Origin of the sequence: Burkholderia cenocepacia (assembly GCF_014211915.1) — a bacterium.
Lineage (GTDB): Bacteria > Pseudomonadota > Gammaproteobacteria > Burkholderiales > Burkholderiaceae > Burkholderia > Burkholderia orbicola.
This window is the reverse complement of sequence record NZ_CP060039.1, coordinates 3216016-3232763: the sequence shown is the minus strand read 5'-3', so window position 1 is coordinate 3232763 and position 16748 is coordinate 3216016. Positions and strand designations below refer to the sequence as shown.

The following is a 16748-nucleotide window of genomic DNA, read 5'->3' as shown; positions in this document are numbered from 1 at the left end:
ATGGGTTTCCTTGGGAAAGCTCGAGTCAAAAGGAACTGCGGAAACTGCGGGAACTGCGGTCAAGCAACCAGCTACGTGCGGCACATCCGCACAACGGCGCCGCGACCCGCGCGGAAGCAGGCCGGGCGCAGGCTCCGGGCCCGGGCGGGCCGGGGCGTGCGTGCTACCATTGTTCGATCTTCAATCCCGTCCTTCGATGTTCCAGCAATGAATTCCGAGACCCCCGCGGCCGGGCCGCAGCAGGCACAGCCGCCCGCGACGTTGACGATTGCTTCGCGCGAGAGCCGCCTGGCGATGTGGCAAGCCGAACATGTGCGTGATGCGCTGCGCAAATTATATCCAGCTTGTGACGTGAAAATCCTCGGGATGACGACGCGCGGCGATCAGATTCTCGATCGCACGCTGTCGAAGGTCGGCGGCAAGGGCCTGTTCGTGAAGGAACTGGAAGCCGCGCTGGCTGACGGCCGCGCCGATCTCGCCGTGCATTCGCTGAAGGACGTGCCGATGGCGCTGCCCGACGGCTTCTCGCTCGCCGCGATCATGGAACGCGAAGACCCGCGCGACGCCTTCGTGTCGAACGATTACGCGTCGCTCGACGCGCTGCCGGCCGGCGCGGTGGTCGGTACGTCGAGCCTGCGTCGCGAGGCGATGCTGCGTTCGCGTTATCCGCATCTCGAGGTCCTGCCGCTGCGCGGCAACCTCGACACGCGGCTCGCGAAGCTCGACCGCGGCGACTACGCGGCGATCATCCTCGCGGCCGCCGGCCTGAAACGCCTCGGCCTCGAAGCGCGGATTCGTGCGCTGCTCGACGTCGAGGCCAGCCCGCCCGCGGCCGGCCAGGGCGCGCTCGGCATCGAGATCGCCGCGCACCGCGACGACGTCGCCGCGTGGCTCGCGTCGCTGCATGACCCGCAGACCGCGCTCGCGGTCGAGGCCGAGCGGATGGTGTCGCGCGCGCTCGGCGGCAGTTGCGAGGTGCCGCTCGCCGCGCATGCGGTGTGGCGCGCGGGCGAGCTGTACCTGACGGGACGCGTGTCGACCACCGACGGCAAGCGCGTGCTGACGGCCGAGGAATGCGGTGCGGTCGTGACCGTCGCCGATGCGCTCGCGCTCGGCCGCGCGGTGTCCGACGAACTCGAGGCGCAAGGCGCGCTCGACATCGTCCAGGCGCTGCTCGCGAGCTCGCAGGCCGCGGGCAAGGGCGACGCCTGATGGCGGGCGGCGCGCGCGCGTTCACCGCTGTCCTGACGCGTCCGGACGGCCAGTCCGACGCGCTTGCGGCGCAACTGGCCGATGCCGGTTGCGACGTGCTCGAATTCCCGCTGATCGATATCGCGCCGGTCGACGATCCGGCGCCGCTCGACGCCGCGTTCGCGGCGCTGGCCGACTACGCGCTGGTGATCTTCGTGTCGCCGAATGCGATCGACCGCGCGCTCGCGCGGTACGACGCGATCTGGCCGAATGCGCTGCCGGTCGGCGTGGTCGGGCCCGGCAGCGTCGCGGCGCTCGAGCGCCACGGCATCGCGGCGCCCGCGCATCGCGTGATCGCGCCGCAGGCGCCGGCCGACGGCGGCGTGCCCCATTACGATTCGGAGAGCCTGTTCGCGAGCATCGAGGTCGCGTTCGGCGGCGCGCAGGCGCTCGCGGGCAAGCGCGTGCTGATCGTGCGCGGCGACGGCGGGCGCGAATGGCTCGCCGAGCGCCTGCGCGAGGCCGGCGCGGACGTCACGCTCGTCGCCGCGTACCGGCGCGTCGTGCCGGAGCCGCGCGTCGGCGCGTGGGAGCGCGTGCACGCGTTGCTCGACGGCCAGCCGCATGGGTGGCTCGTCACGAGCTCGGAAGGCGTGCGCAACCTGCACGAGCTTGCGCGGGCCCATCTGAACGAGGCCGAGATCGATGCGCTCAAGCATGCGCCGCTCGTCACGCCGCACCCGCGGATCGAGCAGACCGCGCGGGCATTGGGTTTTGATAGGATTACGCTGACCGGCGCGGGCGATGAGCGCATCGTCCGCGCGTTTCGAACGATGGCCGACGAGGCCGTCCAACCGGCGACAGCCGTACCGGTGACTAAACGCATGACAGATACCAACGATTCCAAAAGCGTCGCTTCCCAGCCGGCCGCTGCATCCGCACCGCCGTCCAGCCCCCCTTATCTCGCGCCCGAGCCGCGTGCGCGCCGCGGCGGCAGCGCGGTGCTGTGGTTCGTCGTCGTCGTGCTCGGCTGCGCGGCGGGTGTCGGCGGCTACGCGCTGAACCGCAAGATCGACCGGCTCGACGGCACGTTCGTCGCGCGCCAGAAGGCGCTCGACGCGCAAGCGGCCGAAACGCGGCTGAAGACCGAGCAGGCGCTCGCCAGCACGCACCAGGTCGACACGCAGCTCGCGCAGCTCGACGGCAAGCTCGCCGATGCGCAGAGCGCGCAGCAGGCGCTGCAGCAGCAATACCAGGACCTGTCGCGCAACCGCGACGCGTGGATGCTCGAGGAAGTCGACCAGATGCTGTCGAGCGCGAGCCAGCAGCTTCAACTGACCGGCAACACGCAACTCGCGCTGATCGCGCTGCAGAACGCCGACGCGCGTCTCGCGACGTCGCAGAGCGCGCAGGCCGTCACGGTGCGCAAGGCGCTCGCGCTGGACATCGAGAAGCTGAAGGCCGCGCCTACGGCCGATCTCACCGGCCTCGCGATCAAGCTCGACGACGCGATCGCCAGGATCGACGCGCTGCCGCTGTCCGGCGAGGCGATCGTGCCGCACGCGGCGCCGAAGGCCGCGCCGGTCGACGCCGCCTCGTCGGTCGCCGCCGGCGAGCCGCGCTGGAAGGTGTGGTGGCACGACTTCTCGGCCGGCCTCGGCCAGCAACTGAGGGGCCTCGTGCAGGTGCGCCGGATCGACAACGCGGACGCGATGCTCGCGTCGCCCGACCAGGGCTACTTCGTGCGCGAGAACGTGAAGCTGCGCCTGCTGACCGCACGGCTGTCGCTGCTGGCGCGCAACGACAGCGCGATGAAGGCCGACCTGCACGCCGCCCAGGCGTCGCTCGGGAAGTATTTCGATCAGGCGTCGAAGGACACGCAGACCGTCGAGGATCTGCTCAAGCAGGTCGACGGCGCATCGCTGACGGTCGCGGTGCCGAACCTGAACACGAGCCTGAACGCCGTTCAGCAGTTCAAGAGCCGGGGGTAACGATGACGCTTCGAGGAATCGTCTGGCTCGCGGTCCTGTTCGCGATCGCCGCGGCGCTCGCCACCGTCGGCCGTTTCGACGCGGGGCAGGTGCTGCTCGTCTATCCGCCGTACCGGATCGACGTGTCGCTGAACCTGTTCGTGATCGCCATCGTCGTGCTGTTCATCGTCGTGTACGCGCTGCTGCGCATCGTGCGCAACATCTGGCGCATGCCGCAGCGGGTCGCCGCGTATCGGGCGCGTTCGCGCAACGAGAAGGCGCAGGCGTCGCTGCGCGATGCGATCGCGAACCTGTACGCGGGCCGCTTCTCGCGTGCGGAGAAGGCCGCGCGTGAAGCGCTGACCGTCGACGCGAACCTGGGCGCCGCGAGTCTCGTCGGGGCCACGGCCGCGCACCGGATGCACGAGTACGCGCGCCGCGACGACTGGCTGTCGAAGGTCGACGCGCCCGAATGGCAGGATGCACGGCTACTTGCGGCGGCCGACATGCGCGCGGACGCCCGCGACGCCGACGGCGCGCTCGCCGCGCTGGCCGACATGCAGGCCGGCGGCAAGCGCATTCATGCGCAGCAGGTCGCGTTGCGTGCCCAGCAGCAACTGAAGAACTGGGCCGAGGTGCTGAAGCTCGCGAAGGCGCTCGAAAAGCGCGAGGCGCTGCATCCGGCCGCGGCCGTGCGGCTGCGCCAGCAGGCAGCGGAAAACCTGCTGCGCGAACGCCGGCACGATCCGGACGCGCTGCTCGAAGTGTGGCAGTCGCTGTCGCCGGTCGAGCGCCAGTCGCCGCGTCTGGCCGATCTCGCGGCCGAGCTGCTGGTGCCGCTCGAGCGCCGCAACGAAGCGCGCCGCATCGTCGAGGACGCGCTCGCGCACAACTGGGATGCACGCCTGCTGCGCCGTTACCCGGACACGGCCGGCGCCGATGCGCTGCCGCTGATCCAGAAGGCCGAAGGCTGGAAGAAGGATCATCCGGAAGATGCCGACCTGCTGTTCGCGCTCGGCCGCCTCTGCCAGCAGCAGCAGCTGTGGGGCAAGGCCCAGTCGTTCCTCGAATCGGCGCTGAAGCTGGCCGACAACGAGGCGCTGAAGGTGCGGGCGCATCGTGCGCTCGCCCGCCTGTTCGAGCACCTCGGCGAAACCGACAAGGCCGCGAAGCACTACCGCGAAAGCGCGCTCGCGATCACCGTCGTGTGACGCGGCGCTGCGCTGCGTACAAAGCCCCGAACGCCGATCGGCCTTCGGGGCTTTTTTCGCCCGTGGCGAGGCAGGAGCGGCCCGCAGCGCGTTACGCGCCGAGCCTGCGCAGCAGGTCGTCCTCGCTCGCGACGAACCAGACCGATTTTCCGCGATTGCACTCGCGAACGAGCGCGCGCAGCGCTTCGCTGCGCGCGAGCCGGCGGTCGATGTCGCCGACCACGCCGAGCCGGACGCCGTAGTTGGTCAGCTTTTGCAGCACGACGCCGGCCAGCCCGCTGTCGAGCCGGTAGAAGTCGTCATGCAGCGTGTCCGCTGCGACCGCGATCCAGTCGGCTTCATGCTCGTGCGCGAGCGCGACGAGATCGAGCGCGTCGCTTTCCCGTTGCACGAGGCCGGCGGAAGGATCGCGGACCAGCACGCGGCTGCCGGCGGCCTGAACGATTCGATGGGGCATGTCGAGCGTGTCCGTCGATGAGAGAAAAGTGCGCACGGTGTCGCGCTGCCCGCGGATGAAGTGAGGCTGCTCGGGAAGAAACCGCACCTGCGCGTGCGGCACGAGGCGCGCCAGGCGATCCTGCGTGTCGCGGGAATCGAGCATCACGTCGCGGCCTCCGACGATCGCCAGCACGGGCATCGACAACGTGCGGAGCATGGTGTCGTCGAATACCGGAACCGGCTCGATGCGCGGCCGAAAGCCGCGATCGACGGCGCGCATCAGGGCGAGCGCGTCCCGTTCGGCCGGCGTCGACGCGGGTGGCAGGCGACCCAGCACGCGCCGCCGCACGCATGCGCGCCCGGCATCGCCGAGCAGCAACAGCGGCAGCGCCCACCACAGAAACGGCTTCTGCCTGCCGATGCCGGACGGGCAGAGCAGCGCGAGCCGGGTGACGCGCGGCGGCCGCCGCAACGCGAAATCGAGCGCCGTTCGCGCGCCGAGCGAGATGCCGACGAACGCGGCGCGCGACACCTGCAGGCCGTCGAGCACGTCGTCGAGCCACTGCGCATAGGCGTCGCCAGCGAGCGGCGGGCGCGACGGCGCGCTCGGTCCCGCTTCGCCGATCACGTCGATCGCGTAGAGCCGGAAGTGCGTCGCCCAGTCGGTCGCGTGATGCTGCCAGCTTGCCGCCGTCGTCTGTGCGCCGTGGATCAGTACGACCGGTGGCGCGTGTTCTGGACCGCAGGCGATGACGTGCGTCGCGCCATGACGCGTTTGCACGGTGACGCGCCGATGCCCGGCCGGCCAGTGCGACAGCGCGACCGCGTAAGCGGCGCGAATCGCGCGGGCATGGCGGGGTGACTTGAAGATTGCGCTCATGTCCCGCTTTGCTGGAGCAGCATGTCGAGTGACGACATCAGCGCGGCCGTGTCGGCCGGTGTCGCGGTCACGATGATCTTGACCATGCTCGAGGCGGGATCGAACGTGACGTCGATTCGCACGGGGTCGACGTACGATGCGCGGCCGGACGCCATCGCGTGCAGCGACCGCGACAGGTACTGGTGCAGCGACTGCGACGCATCGGGAATGTCGACGATGCTGGTGACGCGCACCGCACGCGGCGCGGGCGAGGCCGGCTCCGTCCGGGCGAACGCGGCGAGGTCGGTGTCGAGGATGCGGTAGGCACGGCCGACCCGCGTCGCGCGCAGCTTGCCGTCGCGAATGAACCGCAGGACGGTCTTCGGATGGACGCGCAGGCGGGCGGCGGTGTCTTCGACGGTGTGGAACATGAGCTATCGATGATTCCCTTAATTATCTTAATTGTTCCATATATAAAGGAGCATAAGGGAATAATTTGGGTGATAAAGGGGCTGCCGTCGGATGGGCGAGACACTCGGCCGATCCGGGTTGTGCCTGTCCGGAATCGAAAACGCCCCGGCGGCCGGCCATGCCGGACGTCGGGGCGTATCGGGGTGAAACGGGCCGGAAATCGGCCGGTGTGTTCGATCGATCCGGGCGCCTTTACGCGCCGCGCGTCGTCACTTGTCGACGAGCCGCTTCGGCACCGACAGCGCCAGCAGCCCGCCGAGCACGAGGAACCCGGCCAGCATGTACATGCCCGCATCGTTGGTGCCGGTCACCTGCTTGAGCCAGCCCATCAGGTACGGGCTCAGGAAGCCGGCGAGGTTGCCGATCGAGTTGATCATCGCGATGCCGGCGGCGGCGGCCGTGCCGCCGAGGAACGCGGTCGGCAGGCTCCAGAACAGCGGCAGCGTCGTCAGGATGCCGATCGTCGCGAGCGTGAGGCCGAGCATCGCGAGGGCCGTCTGGTGCGCCCAGATCACCGACAGCACGAGGCCGACCGCGCCGATCGCGGCCGGAATCGCGAGGTGCCAGCGGCGTTCGCGGCGCTTGTCCGCGCTGCGCGCGATCAGGATCATCGCGACCACCGCGGCCGCATACGGAATCGCCGACAGCAGGCCGATCATGAACGTGTCGGTCACGCCCGTCGCCTTGATGATCGTCGGCAGCCAGAAGCCGACGCCGTAGAGCCCCATCACGAACGAGAAATAGATCAGCGCCATCAGCCAGACGCGCGGGCTCGACATCACGGCGCCGAGCGGCAGGTCCTCCTTGGTGGCTTCCTCCGCGTCGACGTTGCGGGCGAGCAGTGCCTTTTCTTCGTCCGTCAGCCACGTCGCCTTCGCGATCCGCTCGTCGAGCGTGAAGAACACGAGCACGCCGGCGAGCACCGACGGAATGCCTTCGAGCAGGAACAGCCATTGCCAGCCGTGCCAGCCGCTCACGCCGTCGAACGCCTTCAGGATGAAGCCCGAGATCGGGCCGCCGATCACGCCGGACAGCGCGACGGCCGTCATGAAGAACGTCGTCATCCGGCCGCGCCGGTGCGCGGGGTACCAGTAGGTGAGGTAGAGGATCACGCCGGGGAAGAAGCCCGCTTCGGCGACGCCGAGCAGGAAGCGCATCACGTAGAACATCGCGGGCGTCGTGACGAACATCGTCAGGATCGAGATCACGCCCCATGTCGCCATGATGCGGGCGATCCACACGCGGGCGCCCACCCGGTGCAGGATGATGTTGCTCGGCACCTCGAACAGGAAATAGCCGAAGAAGAAGATCCCGGCGCCGAGCCCGTACACGGTATCGCTCAGGTTCAGGTCGCTCGCCATCTGCAGCTTCGCGAACCCGACGTTCACGCGGTCGAGATACGCGACCACGTAGCACAGCAGGAGGAGCGGCACGAGCCGCCACGACACCTTGCGGTAGGTTGCTTCCTCGAATGCGCCGGACGAGCCCGGCAGTGACTGCGTCGATGTTGCCATGTTGTCTCCTGTCGATCCGGGTTGGCGCTTTAGCGGTTACCTGGATCCCATGCTTTGCGGTCGATCGAGGTCGGCGCTTGGGCGGCTGCCTCGATCCGATGCACCGCTGTCGTTGTAGTGGGCCGGAGCAGGCGCGGTGGTGCCCGACCCGGTTTCGTGCGAAGCAAGACGGGCCGATCGTGCGGCCCGGTACGACTAGATGCAGCGCCCGCCGTCGACTTCGAGGCAGACGCCGGTGATGAATTCGGCTTCGTCGGATGCAAGATAAAGCGCGGCGTTCGCGATGTCCTGCGGCGTCGAGAAGCGGCCGAGCGGGATCGTCGCGAGGAAACGGCGGCGATTGTCCGGGGTGTCCTCGCAGCCCATGAACTCGGTCATCAGCGCGGTTTCGCCGAGCACCGGGTTGATGCAGTTCACGCGGATGCGGTCGGCACCGAGTTCGGCCGCGAGCGACTTGCTGGCGGTGATCATCGCGCCCTTCGTGCTGTTGTACCAGACGAGGCCCGGGCGCGGCCGCACGCCGGCCGTCGACGCGACGTTCACGAACACGCCGCCGCCCTGTGCGCGGAAGTACGGCACGAAAGTCTGCACGCACCAGAACAGGCTCTTCATGTTGACCGCGTACACGCGGTCGAATTCGGCTTCCGTCACGTCGAGCACGGGCTTGTTGCGGTGCGTGGTGCCCGCGTTGTTCACGACGATCTGCACCGCATGGAAATCGTCGAGCGCGGCCTGCAGCAGCGCGCGCCAGTCGTCCTCTTTCGACACGTCGCCGGCCACCGCGATCGCCTTGCCGCCCGCGAGCGCGATCTCGCTCGCGACGCGCTCGGCCGCCGCGCCGTTCAGGTCGTTGACGACGACGTTCGCGCCTTCGCGCGCATAGGTCTTCGCGATGCCTTCGCCGAACCCCGAGCCGCCGCCCGTGACGATGGCCGTCTTGCCGCTCAACCGCATGGTGTGTCTCCTGTGCTGGTGACGAGGGTCGTCGCGTGTCGCCGGGCTGCCGGCCGCTGCCGGCTGCCTGTGGCGGGCCGTGCGCTCAGCCGTGCCGGATCGCGATCGTCTTCAGCGCGGTGAAACCGTACAGGGCCTCGAAGCCTTTCTCGCGGCCGTGGCCCGAATGGCCGACGCCGCCGAACGGCAGTTCGACGCCGCCGCCCGCGCCATAGTTGTTGATGAACACCTGGCCCGCGCGCAAACGTCGCGCGAGCCGCATCTGGCGCGCACCGTCGCGGGTCCAGATGCCTGCGACGAGGCCGTACGGCGTGCCGTTCGCGAGTGCGACGGCTTCGTCCTCGTCGACGAAACGCATGGCCGCGAGCACGGGGCCGAATACTTCCTCCTGCGCGAGCCGATGCGACGGCGGCACGTCGCGCAACAGCGCGGGCGCCTGGTAGAAGCCGCTTTCGGGCGCGTCGGCGACGACCTGCCCGTGCGCGGCCATCGGAATGCCGTCGTGCTGCGCATCGGACAGGAAATCCCACACGCGTTGCTGCTGCTTCGCGTTGATCAGCGGGCCGCAGTCGAGATCGGCGCGGCTCGGGCCGACGCGCAGCCCGTTGAACGCGGTGGCGAGGCGCTCGACGAGCGGCTCGTACACCGCGCGCTCGATCAGCACGCGGCTGCCGGCCGAGCAGGTCTGCCCGCCGTTCTGCACGACGGCGGCTACGAGCACGGGCAGCGCCGCGTCGAGATCGGCATCGGCGAACACGATTTGCGGCGACTTGCCGCCGAGTTCGAGCGTGACGGGCACGTGGTTCTCGGCCGCCATCTGCGTGACCAGCTTGCCGGTGGCCGGCGAACCCGTAAACGAGATGTGGTCGATGCCCGGATGGCGCGCGAGCGCGGCGCCCGCTTCGTGGCCGTAGCCGGTGACGACGTTGAGCGCGCCGGCCGGCAGCCCGGCCTCGGCGGCCAGCTCGGCGACGCGCAGCACGGACAGGCAGGCATCCTCGGCCGGCTTGACCACGCACGCGTTGCCGGCCGCGAGCGCCGCGCCGACGCTGCGCCCGAAGATCTGCATCGGGTAGTTCCACGGCACGATATGGCCGGTGACGCCGTGCGGCTCGCGTACCGTCAGCACCGTGTAGCCGGCCTGGTAGGGGAGGGTTTCGCCGTGCAGCTTGTCGGCGGCGCCTGCGTAGAACTCGAAGTAGCGCGCGAGCGCGGCGGCATCGGCGCGCGCCTGCTTCAGCGGCTTGCCGGTGTCGCGCGCCTCGATCGCGGCGAGCTCCTCGATCGAATCCGCCACGCGCGCCGACAGCCGCATCAGCACGCGGCCGCGTTCGGCAGCGCTGGCGGCGCCCCACGGGCCCGCGAACGCGTCGCGGGCCGCGGCGACCGCGCGTTCGATGTCGGGCGCGGTGCCGCGCGCGATCGTCGCGAACGGCTGGCCGTCGGACGGATCGACGACCGCGATGGTTTCCAGTTGCGCGGGCAACGTCCATTCGCCCGCGATGAAATGCTTCGCCTCTTCCATGCCTCCTCCTGTCGACCCAAGTTAGCGCTTTAGCGCTTACTTGGGTCCCATGCAAAGCGGTCGACCCGAGTTAGCGCTTTAGCGGTTACTTGGGTCTCATGCATAGCGGTCGATCCAAGTGAGCGCTTCAGCGCTTGCCCGGGCGCCATGCTTTGTGGTCGACGTGCAACAGGCCGCCGGTTCGACGGCCCGACATCCGGAACGATTATCGCGCCGATCGTCATCAGGACGCCACCGGTCGATTGGCTATAATGGCGCATTCCTTTTGGGGAATGCCCGCGGCGGTGCATCGGCCGCGGCGCCCTGTCCCGAATTCCCATCGACCTACAGAGAGTGCTCATGAGCTTCAATCATGTTCCGGCCGGCAAGGACCTGCCGCAAGATTTCAACGTGATCATCGAGATTCCCGCGCAAAGCGATCCGGTGAAGTACGAGGCGGACAAGGAACTGGGCCTTCTCGTCGTCGACCGCTTCATCGGCACGGGCATGCGCTACCCGGTGAACTACGGCTACATCCCGCAGACGCTGTCGGGCGACGGCGATCCGGTCGACGTGCTGGTGATCACGCCGTTCCCGCTGCTGGCCGGCTCGATCGTGCGTTCGCGCGTGCTCGGCATGCTGCAGATGACCGACGAGTCGGGCGTCGACGCGAAGCTGGTCGCGGTGCCGCACGACAAGATCTGCCCGATGACGGCCAACCTGAAGACGATCGACGACGTGCCCGAGTACCTGAAGGATCAGATCAAGCACTTCTTCGAGCAATACAAGGCGCTCGAGAAGGGCAAGTGGGTGAAGGTCGAAGGCTGGGCCGGCATCGAAGCCGCGCACAAGGAAATCACCGACGGCGCCGCGAACTACAAGAAGTAAGCGGCGTGCCGGCCGATGGCCGGTTCGTACGGAACGCAAACCGCGCGTGTCTCCTCAGGAGGCCGCGCGGTTTTGTTTTGCGCGTGCGGTTTTCGGGCGGGCAGCCGGGGAGACGGGCGCGGGCGGGACAGCCGGCGCTTTCTTCGCGCGTTTCGTTCCGGGCGGGGCAACGGACGGAGCGATCGCGGCGGCGGCTTTCTTGGCCGCTGGACGGTGCCGGGCCGGTGCGGAAGCGGCCGCTTCGCGTACGCTCGCGCCGGGTTTGCCGGCAGTGGCCGGCGCCTTCCTTTTTGACGACGCGGAAGAGGGCGAGCCGGTTTTCTTTACCGGTGCGCCACGCGACGAGGTCTTTTTTGCGGCAGCATTGCCGTCGGCTTTTGCGCGTTTCGCGTCCGGCGCGGCTTGATTTGATTTCGTCGACTTCGACTTCGACTTCGACTTCGACGCTGGGGTGCCCTTTGCGGGCTGCGCCGTCTTCGCGGCCGTTGCGGACCCGGCAACTTTCCCGGCCTTCACCTTTTTCCCGGCAACCTGTTCCGTTGCAGCCGCCGTCACCGCATCGTCGACGATTTCCGCCTTCTCCTTCTTCCGCCCGCGCGCCGTGGCCTTCGTCCCGGCCGTGTCGCCGGCCTCGTCGAGCGCGACCACCACCGGCAACACCGATTCCAGCGTGCGCAACCCAGCCGCCAGCTCGCGCTTTTTCGCGGGCGTGAGCCGCTTCACCCAGTATTCGGCGCGCGACGCGCTCGACCGGTCGGGCAGCGCAAACGACGCGAGCACCGCGCGCGGCTTGCGCGAACGCGTGTAGCGCGCGCCCTTGCCGGACGCGTGTTCGTCGAAGCGCGCGGCGACATCGGTCGTGATGCCCGTGTAGACGCTGTCGTCGGCGCATTCGATCAGATACAGAAACCAGGACATGGCGGGGCGGCGGGATGCGAAGCCGCCAGTGTCTCAGAAAAAACGGGCGTCAACGCCACCGGGCGCCGCGCCCGTCGCGAAAGCGGCTCGGCGCCGCGCCGAGTTCGCGCGTGAAGAAGCGCGTGAACGCGCTCGTCGAACGGAAGCCGACGCGCACACCGATCTCGCCGATCGGCAACTGCGTGTTGAGCAGCAGGTCGCGCGCCTCGCCGAGCCGTGCCTGCGCGACGAGCGCATGGAACCCGACCGCTTCGCGATGCAGCCGCCGGCGCAGCGTCCAGCGCGACATCGCGAAGCGCGTGCACACGTGCTGCATCAGCGTATCGGTCGGCACGTCGACGTCGTCGGCCGTGCGCAACCAGTCGCGCACGCATTGCTCGACCGACGAGCCGAACGTCGAGCGGGCGCGCACGCGCTCGCGCGCGGCGTCGGCCGCATGACGCTGGATGCCGGCGAGCGGGGCGTTGTAGCGTTCGAACGGCGTGTCGACGTGCGCGGAGCGCAGCACGATGCGGTTGTGCGCGGCATCGAACGATACCGGCGCCCCGAGCATGTCGCGCAGCGTGGCAACGGGCGCGAACGCGCGACCGGCGAATTCGGCATCGTGGATGCGCACGTGCGGGTCGTACAGACGCGCCAGCGCCGCGAGAATCGCGAGGTTCGCGAACGCGCTGCCCGCATGCCGGCCGTCTCCTTCGTTCACATACTCGAGCGCGATCGCGTCGTCGTTCTCGTGCGCGAAGACCCAGTCGACGTTGCCGATCAGCTCTCGATAGCGCAGGTAGCCGTGCAGCGCGTCGCGCAGTGTCGCCGCGTTGCAGGTGATGCCGGCGAGCTCGGGAAACGGCACGAGCCACGGTACGACCTCCGGCGGCGGGCGATGCCACGACAGCGCCCAGCCGCTCGTCAGCTGCATGGCGGCCACATGCCGGTCGCCCGCGATGCGGCGCGTGTCGTCGGCGAGCTCGGCCGGCCCGATGCCGAGTGTCTCGTAAAGCGGTGCGGGATCGATGCCGTTCGCACGCGCGTCTTCGCACAGCCAGCGGTAGATCCGGACGGATACCGATTTCTGTTGCAACTCCATGTCTGTCTCCCTGTCGTCATGCCGTTCGGGTTTGTCCCCGCTGCGAGAGGTCAACGCATGCTCCTGCCGGTCAAGCGTGGTGACCGGTCAATTTTTAGACTCGGACGCTGGAGTGAGGCGACAAGTACTACAACAGAACGATTCTGGAGGATCAATGAAAACTTCGCTGTTCCGGTGTTCGACGATTGCGTCCGCGTGCGCGCTCACAGTGCTGCTCGCATCGTGCGGCGGCGACGACATCCATGCCCCGACCGCGCCGGCCGACCCCGACGCGGCAGCCGACCAGCGCGCGGCCGCGCTCGTCGCGCAACTGACGACCGACGAGAAGCTGCAGCTCGTGCATGGCACCGGCATGCCGGCGCTCAGCCTGGGCGGCCCGTTCCCGGCCGATGCGCTGAACGGCGCGAGCTACATCCCGGGCGTGCCGCGGCTCGGTATTCCGGCCGTCAGCAGCGCCGATTCGGCGGGCGGCGTGAACGTGAAGAACGCGCGCGTGACCGCGCTGCCCGCGCCGGTCGCGCTCGCGGCGACGTGGGACCCGGCGCTCGCGGGCACCTACGGCACGCGCATCGCGCTCGAACTGCGCGCGCTCGGCTTCGCGGAAGGGCTCGGCGGCGGCGTGAACCTCGCGCGCGAGCCGCGCAACGGCCGCACCTTCGAATACATGGGCGAGGACCCGGTGCTCGCGGGCACGCTGAGCGCCGCGCGCACGCAGGCCACGCAGGCGCGGCAGGTGATCGCGACGATCAAGCATTTCGCGTTCAACGACCAGGAAACCAACCGGATGACGGTCGATTCGGTCGTCGACGAGCGGACCATGCGCGAGGCCGAGCTGCTCGCATTCGAGATCGGCGTGAAGGACGGCCAGCCGGGCAACGTGATGTGCGCGTACAACAAGCTGAACGGCGTGTATGCGTGCGAGAACCCGTATCTGCTGACGACGGTGCTGAAGAACGAGTGGGGCTTCAAGGGCGTCGTGCAGTCGGACTGGGGCGCGACGCATTCGACGGTTGCCGCCGTGCAGGCCGGGCTCGACGAGGAACAGCCGGGCGCGGCCGACGACGGCAACGCGCCGCTCGGCTCGTACTTCAATTCGAAGCTGCGCGCGGCGCTGCAGGCCGGCAGCGTGTCGGCCGCGCGGCTGAACGACATGGTGCAGCGCAAGCTGCGCACGCTGATCCGCATCGGCGTGATGGACGCGCCGCCGAAGCCGGGCGGCGCGATCGACGAAGCCGCCGGCAATGCCGATGCGCTCGCGATCGCACGGCAAGCGGCGGTGCTGCTGAAGAACGCGGCCGCGCCCGGCGACACGCAGCCGGTGCTGCCGCTGGCCGCCGGCACGCTCAAGTCGGTCGTCGTGATCGGCGGCCATGCGGACGTGGGCGTGCTGTCGGGCGGCGGCTCGGGGGCGGTGCCGGCGATCGACGGCAACGCGGTGACGTCCTGCCAGCAGCCGGCCGACATGCTGTTCGGCGGATGCGCGACCTGGTACAAGTCCGCGCCGCTCGCGGCGATCCGCGCGAAGGCGCCGAATGCGTCGGTCAGCTATCTCGACGGGACCGACGCGAACGCCGCGGCCACCGCGGCCGCGCAGGCCGATGTCGCGATCGTGTTCGCCACGCAGTGGCAGACGGAAGGGCTCGACCTCGCGAGCCTGTCGCTGCCCGATGCGAAGGCGGACCCGTACAACCAGCAATACGACCAGAACGCGCTGATCGCCGCGGTCGCCGCGAAGGCCAGGCGCGTGATCGTCGTGCTCGAGAACGGCAGCCCGGTGCTGATGCCGTGGCTCGCGAACGTGCATGGCGTGCTGGACGTGTGGTATCCGGGTGCACAGGGTGGCCAGGCGATCGCCGACCTGCTATTCGGCGACGCGAACCCGTCGGGCCGGCTGCCGCTGACGTTCCCGAAGCAGGAGGCCGACCTGCCGCAGCCGACGATCGATCCGTCGAACCTGCGGAACGTCTATGCGGAAGGGCTCGCGTACGGCTATCGCTGGTTCGACGCGAAGGCGATCGAGCCGCTGTTCCCGTTCGGCTACGGGCTGTCGTACACGACGTATGCGTTGTCGGCGATGTCCGCGCAGGCCGACGCAGCGGGTAACGTGACGGTCGGCGTGACGGTGACGAATACGGGCTCGCGCGCCGGTACGCACACGGTGCAGATCTACGCCGCGCTGCCCGCGTCGCTCGGCGAGCCGCCGAAGCGGCTCGTCGGCTGGACCAAGGTCGCGCTCCAGCCGGGCGAGGCGCGCACGGTCAGCATCGCGGTGCCGGCGCAGCGCTTCGCGGTGTGGGATGCGAGCGCGCACGCATGGCGGATCGGCGCGGGCAGCTACGGGCTGTCGGCGGCCGCGTCGTCGCGCGACCCGCAGGCGCTGTCGCAGGCGGTGACGCTCGCCGCGCACTGAACCGGCGACGATCGTGCGGCATGCGGCGAGGCCACGCCTGGCTTCGCCGCATGCCGGTGCGCCGGATCGCGCTAGCCGGTGCTGCGCCGGAACGGATCGTGTTCGCGCAGTTCGTCGACGTATGCGTGGATATGCTCGGTCTCGCGTTCGAGAAAGCGCGCGACCGCATCGGAAAACGCCGGATGAGCGAGCCAGTGCGCGGAGTGCGTGACGGTCGGCAGGAAACCGCGCGCGAGCTTGTGCTCGCCCTGCGCGCCGCCCTCGAACGTGTCGAGCCCGGCCTCGATGCAGAATTCGAGCAACTGGTAGTAGGCCGTTTCGAAATGCAGGCAGGGCACGTGCTCGATCGCGCCCCAGTAGCGGCCGTACAGCGTGCCGCCGCCGTGCTCGCCGCGCCGGTACACGGCGAGCGCGCTCGCGATCGGCTGGCCGTCGGCTTCCGCGATCACGAGCAGCAGGTTCTCGGGCATCGTCGCGCCGATCGTGCGGAAGAAGTCGAGGTTCAGGTACGGGCTCGAATAATGCTCGCGGTACGTTTGCCGATAGCAGCGCGAGAAGAAGCGCCAGTCGGCGTCGGTGATCTGGTCGCCGGTGAGCCGCCGGAACGTCACGCCCGCGTCGTGCACCTTGCGCCGCTCCGCGCGGATGTTCTTGCGCTTCTTCTGCTCGAGCGTGCCGAGGAAATCGTCGAAGTGGCGGTAGCCGTCGTTGAGCCAGTGAAACTGCACGCCTTCGCGCAGCATCATCCCCATCGATTCGAGCAGCCGCGCTTCGTCGCCGGTCGGGAACAGCACGTGCAGCGACGACACGTCGCTCTGCTCGGCGAACGCGAGCAGCGTGGCCGCGAGATGGCGGCGCGCGTCGTCGTCGGCCGCGAGCAGGCGCGTGCCCTGCACCGGCGTGAACGGCACCGCGCACAGCAGCTTCGGGTAATAGGGCAGGTTATTGCGCTGGTATGCGTCGGCCCACGCCCAGTCGAACACGTATTCGCCGTACGAATGCTGTTTCGCATAGACGGGCGCGGCAGCCGCGAGGCGGCCGGTGCGCTCATCGGTCAGCGTGACGAAGTGCGGCGACCAGCCGGTGTCGTCCACCGCGCAACGCGCGACGTGCAGCGCGTCGAGAAATTCGTGGCGCAGGAACGGCGTGGGCTGCGCGTCGCGCGCGAGCAGCGCGTTCCATTCGTCGGCCGGCACCTCGGCGGGGGACGACAGGATGCCCGTGCGATAATCGATGCGTTCGTGTTTCAAGCGTGAATCCGTACCGTTGGATGTTGCCGGATGCGGGCCGCCGTGGCCCGCATCCGGGTCGATTTCGTCAGCCGTTCAAGGCGCGC

General features: G+C 69.1%; 13 protein-coding genes. 5 read left to right on the top strand and 8 right to left on the bottom strand.

Translation table 11 applies throughout. The features are described from left to right. Positions 1-207 precede the first annotated feature (207 nt). The 3 genes from hemC to SY91_RS15275 are packed head-to-tail and all read left to right on the top strand — an operon-like array spanning position 208 to position 4372. Positions 208-1212 (top strand): hydroxymethylbilane synthase, encoded by a 1005-nt coding sequence (hemC, locus tag SY91_RS15285; protein ID WP_006478120.1) that lies wholly within the window; start codon positions 208-210, stop codon positions 1210-1212. After that, complete coding sequence (hemDX, locus tag SY91_RS15280; RefSeq protein WP_034174448.1) at positions 1212-3182, top strand: fused uroporphyrinogen-III synthase HemD/membrane protein HemX; 1971 nt, start codon at positions 1212-1214, stop codon at positions 3180-3182. The genes hemC and hemDX overlap by 1 nt, the downstream gene beginning before the upstream one ends. 2 nt (positions 3183-3184) lie before the next feature. After that, complete coding sequence (locus SY91_RS15275; protein ID WP_006478121.1) at positions 3185-4372, top strand: heme biosynthesis protein HemY; 1188 nt, start codon at positions 3185-3187, stop codon at positions 4370-4372. A 91-nt stretch (positions 4373-4463) separates the two neighbouring features. On the opposite strand, the gene SY91_RS15270 is transcribed toward SY91_RS15275, so the two are convergent. The 5 genes from SY91_RS15270 to SY91_RS15250 form a co-directional block, all read right to left on the bottom strand. After that, a complete protein-coding gene (locus SY91_RS15270; protein WP_185920979.1) occupies positions 4464-5690 on the bottom strand; it encodes an alpha/beta fold hydrolase in 1227 nt (408 codons plus the stop codon). Then, positions 5687-6100, bottom strand: coding sequence for a helix-turn-helix domain-containing protein (locus SY91_RS15265; RefSeq protein WP_006478123.1), 414 nt, complete (start codon positions 6098-6100; stop codon positions 5687-5689). Before SY91_RS15265 ends, SY91_RS15270 begins: the two co-directional genes overlap by 4 nt. 249 nt (positions 6101-6349) lie before the next feature. Further along, entirely contained in the window at positions 6350-7654 is a 1305-nt protein-coding gene (locus tag SY91_RS15260) for an MFS transporter (RefSeq protein WP_006478124.1), read from the bottom strand. 195 nt (positions 7655-7849) lie between these two features. Beyond that, complete coding sequence (locus SY91_RS15255) at positions 7850-8608, bottom strand: SDR family oxidoreductase (RefSeq protein WP_006478125.1); 759 nt, start codon at positions 8606-8608, stop codon at positions 7850-7852. A gap of 85 nt (positions 8609-8693) precedes the next feature. Further along, positions 8694-10133, bottom strand: a complete 1440-nt coding sequence (locus SY91_RS15250; RefSeq protein WP_185920978.1) for an aldehyde dehydrogenase family protein — start codon at positions 10131-10133, stop codon at positions 8694-8696. Positions 10134-10472: 339 nt separating this feature from the next. Here SY91_RS15250 and ppa point away from each other — a divergent pair, with 339 nt between their 5' ends. Beyond that, on the top strand, positions 10473-11000 hold the full coding sequence (ppa, locus tag SY91_RS15245; RefSeq protein ID WP_006489643.1) for an inorganic diphosphatase: 528 nt from the start codon (positions 10473-10475) through the stop codon (positions 10998-11000). A 54-nt stretch (positions 11001-11054) separates the two neighbouring features. Here ppa and SY91_RS15240 read toward each other — a convergent pair whose 3' ends face one another. Then, positions 11055-11918 (bottom strand): GIY-YIG nuclease family protein, encoded by an 864-nt coding sequence (locus SY91_RS15240; protein WP_185920977.1) that lies wholly within the window; start codon positions 11916-11918, stop codon positions 11055-11057. Positions 11919-11967: 49 nt separating this feature from the next. Beyond that, a complete protein-coding gene (locus SY91_RS15235) occupies positions 11968-13002 on the bottom strand; it encodes an AraC family transcriptional regulator (RefSeq protein WP_185920976.1) in 1035 nt (344 codons plus the stop codon). Positions 13003-13156: 154 nt separating this feature from the next. Here SY91_RS15235 and SY91_RS15230 point away from each other — a divergent pair, with 154 nt between their 5' ends. Then, positions 13157-15412, top strand: a complete 2256-nt coding sequence (locus SY91_RS15230; RefSeq protein WP_185920975.1) for a glycoside hydrolase family 3 C-terminal domain-containing protein — start codon at positions 13157-13159, stop codon at positions 15410-15412. Between the two features lie 71 nt (positions 15413-15483). On the opposite strand, the gene SY91_RS15225 is transcribed toward SY91_RS15230, so the two are convergent. Further along, positions 15484-16662, bottom strand: a complete 1179-nt coding sequence (locus SY91_RS15225; RefSeq protein WP_034174450.1) for a GNAT family N-acetyltransferase — start codon at positions 16660-16662, stop codon at positions 15484-15486. Positions 16663-16748 lie beyond the last annotated feature (86 nt).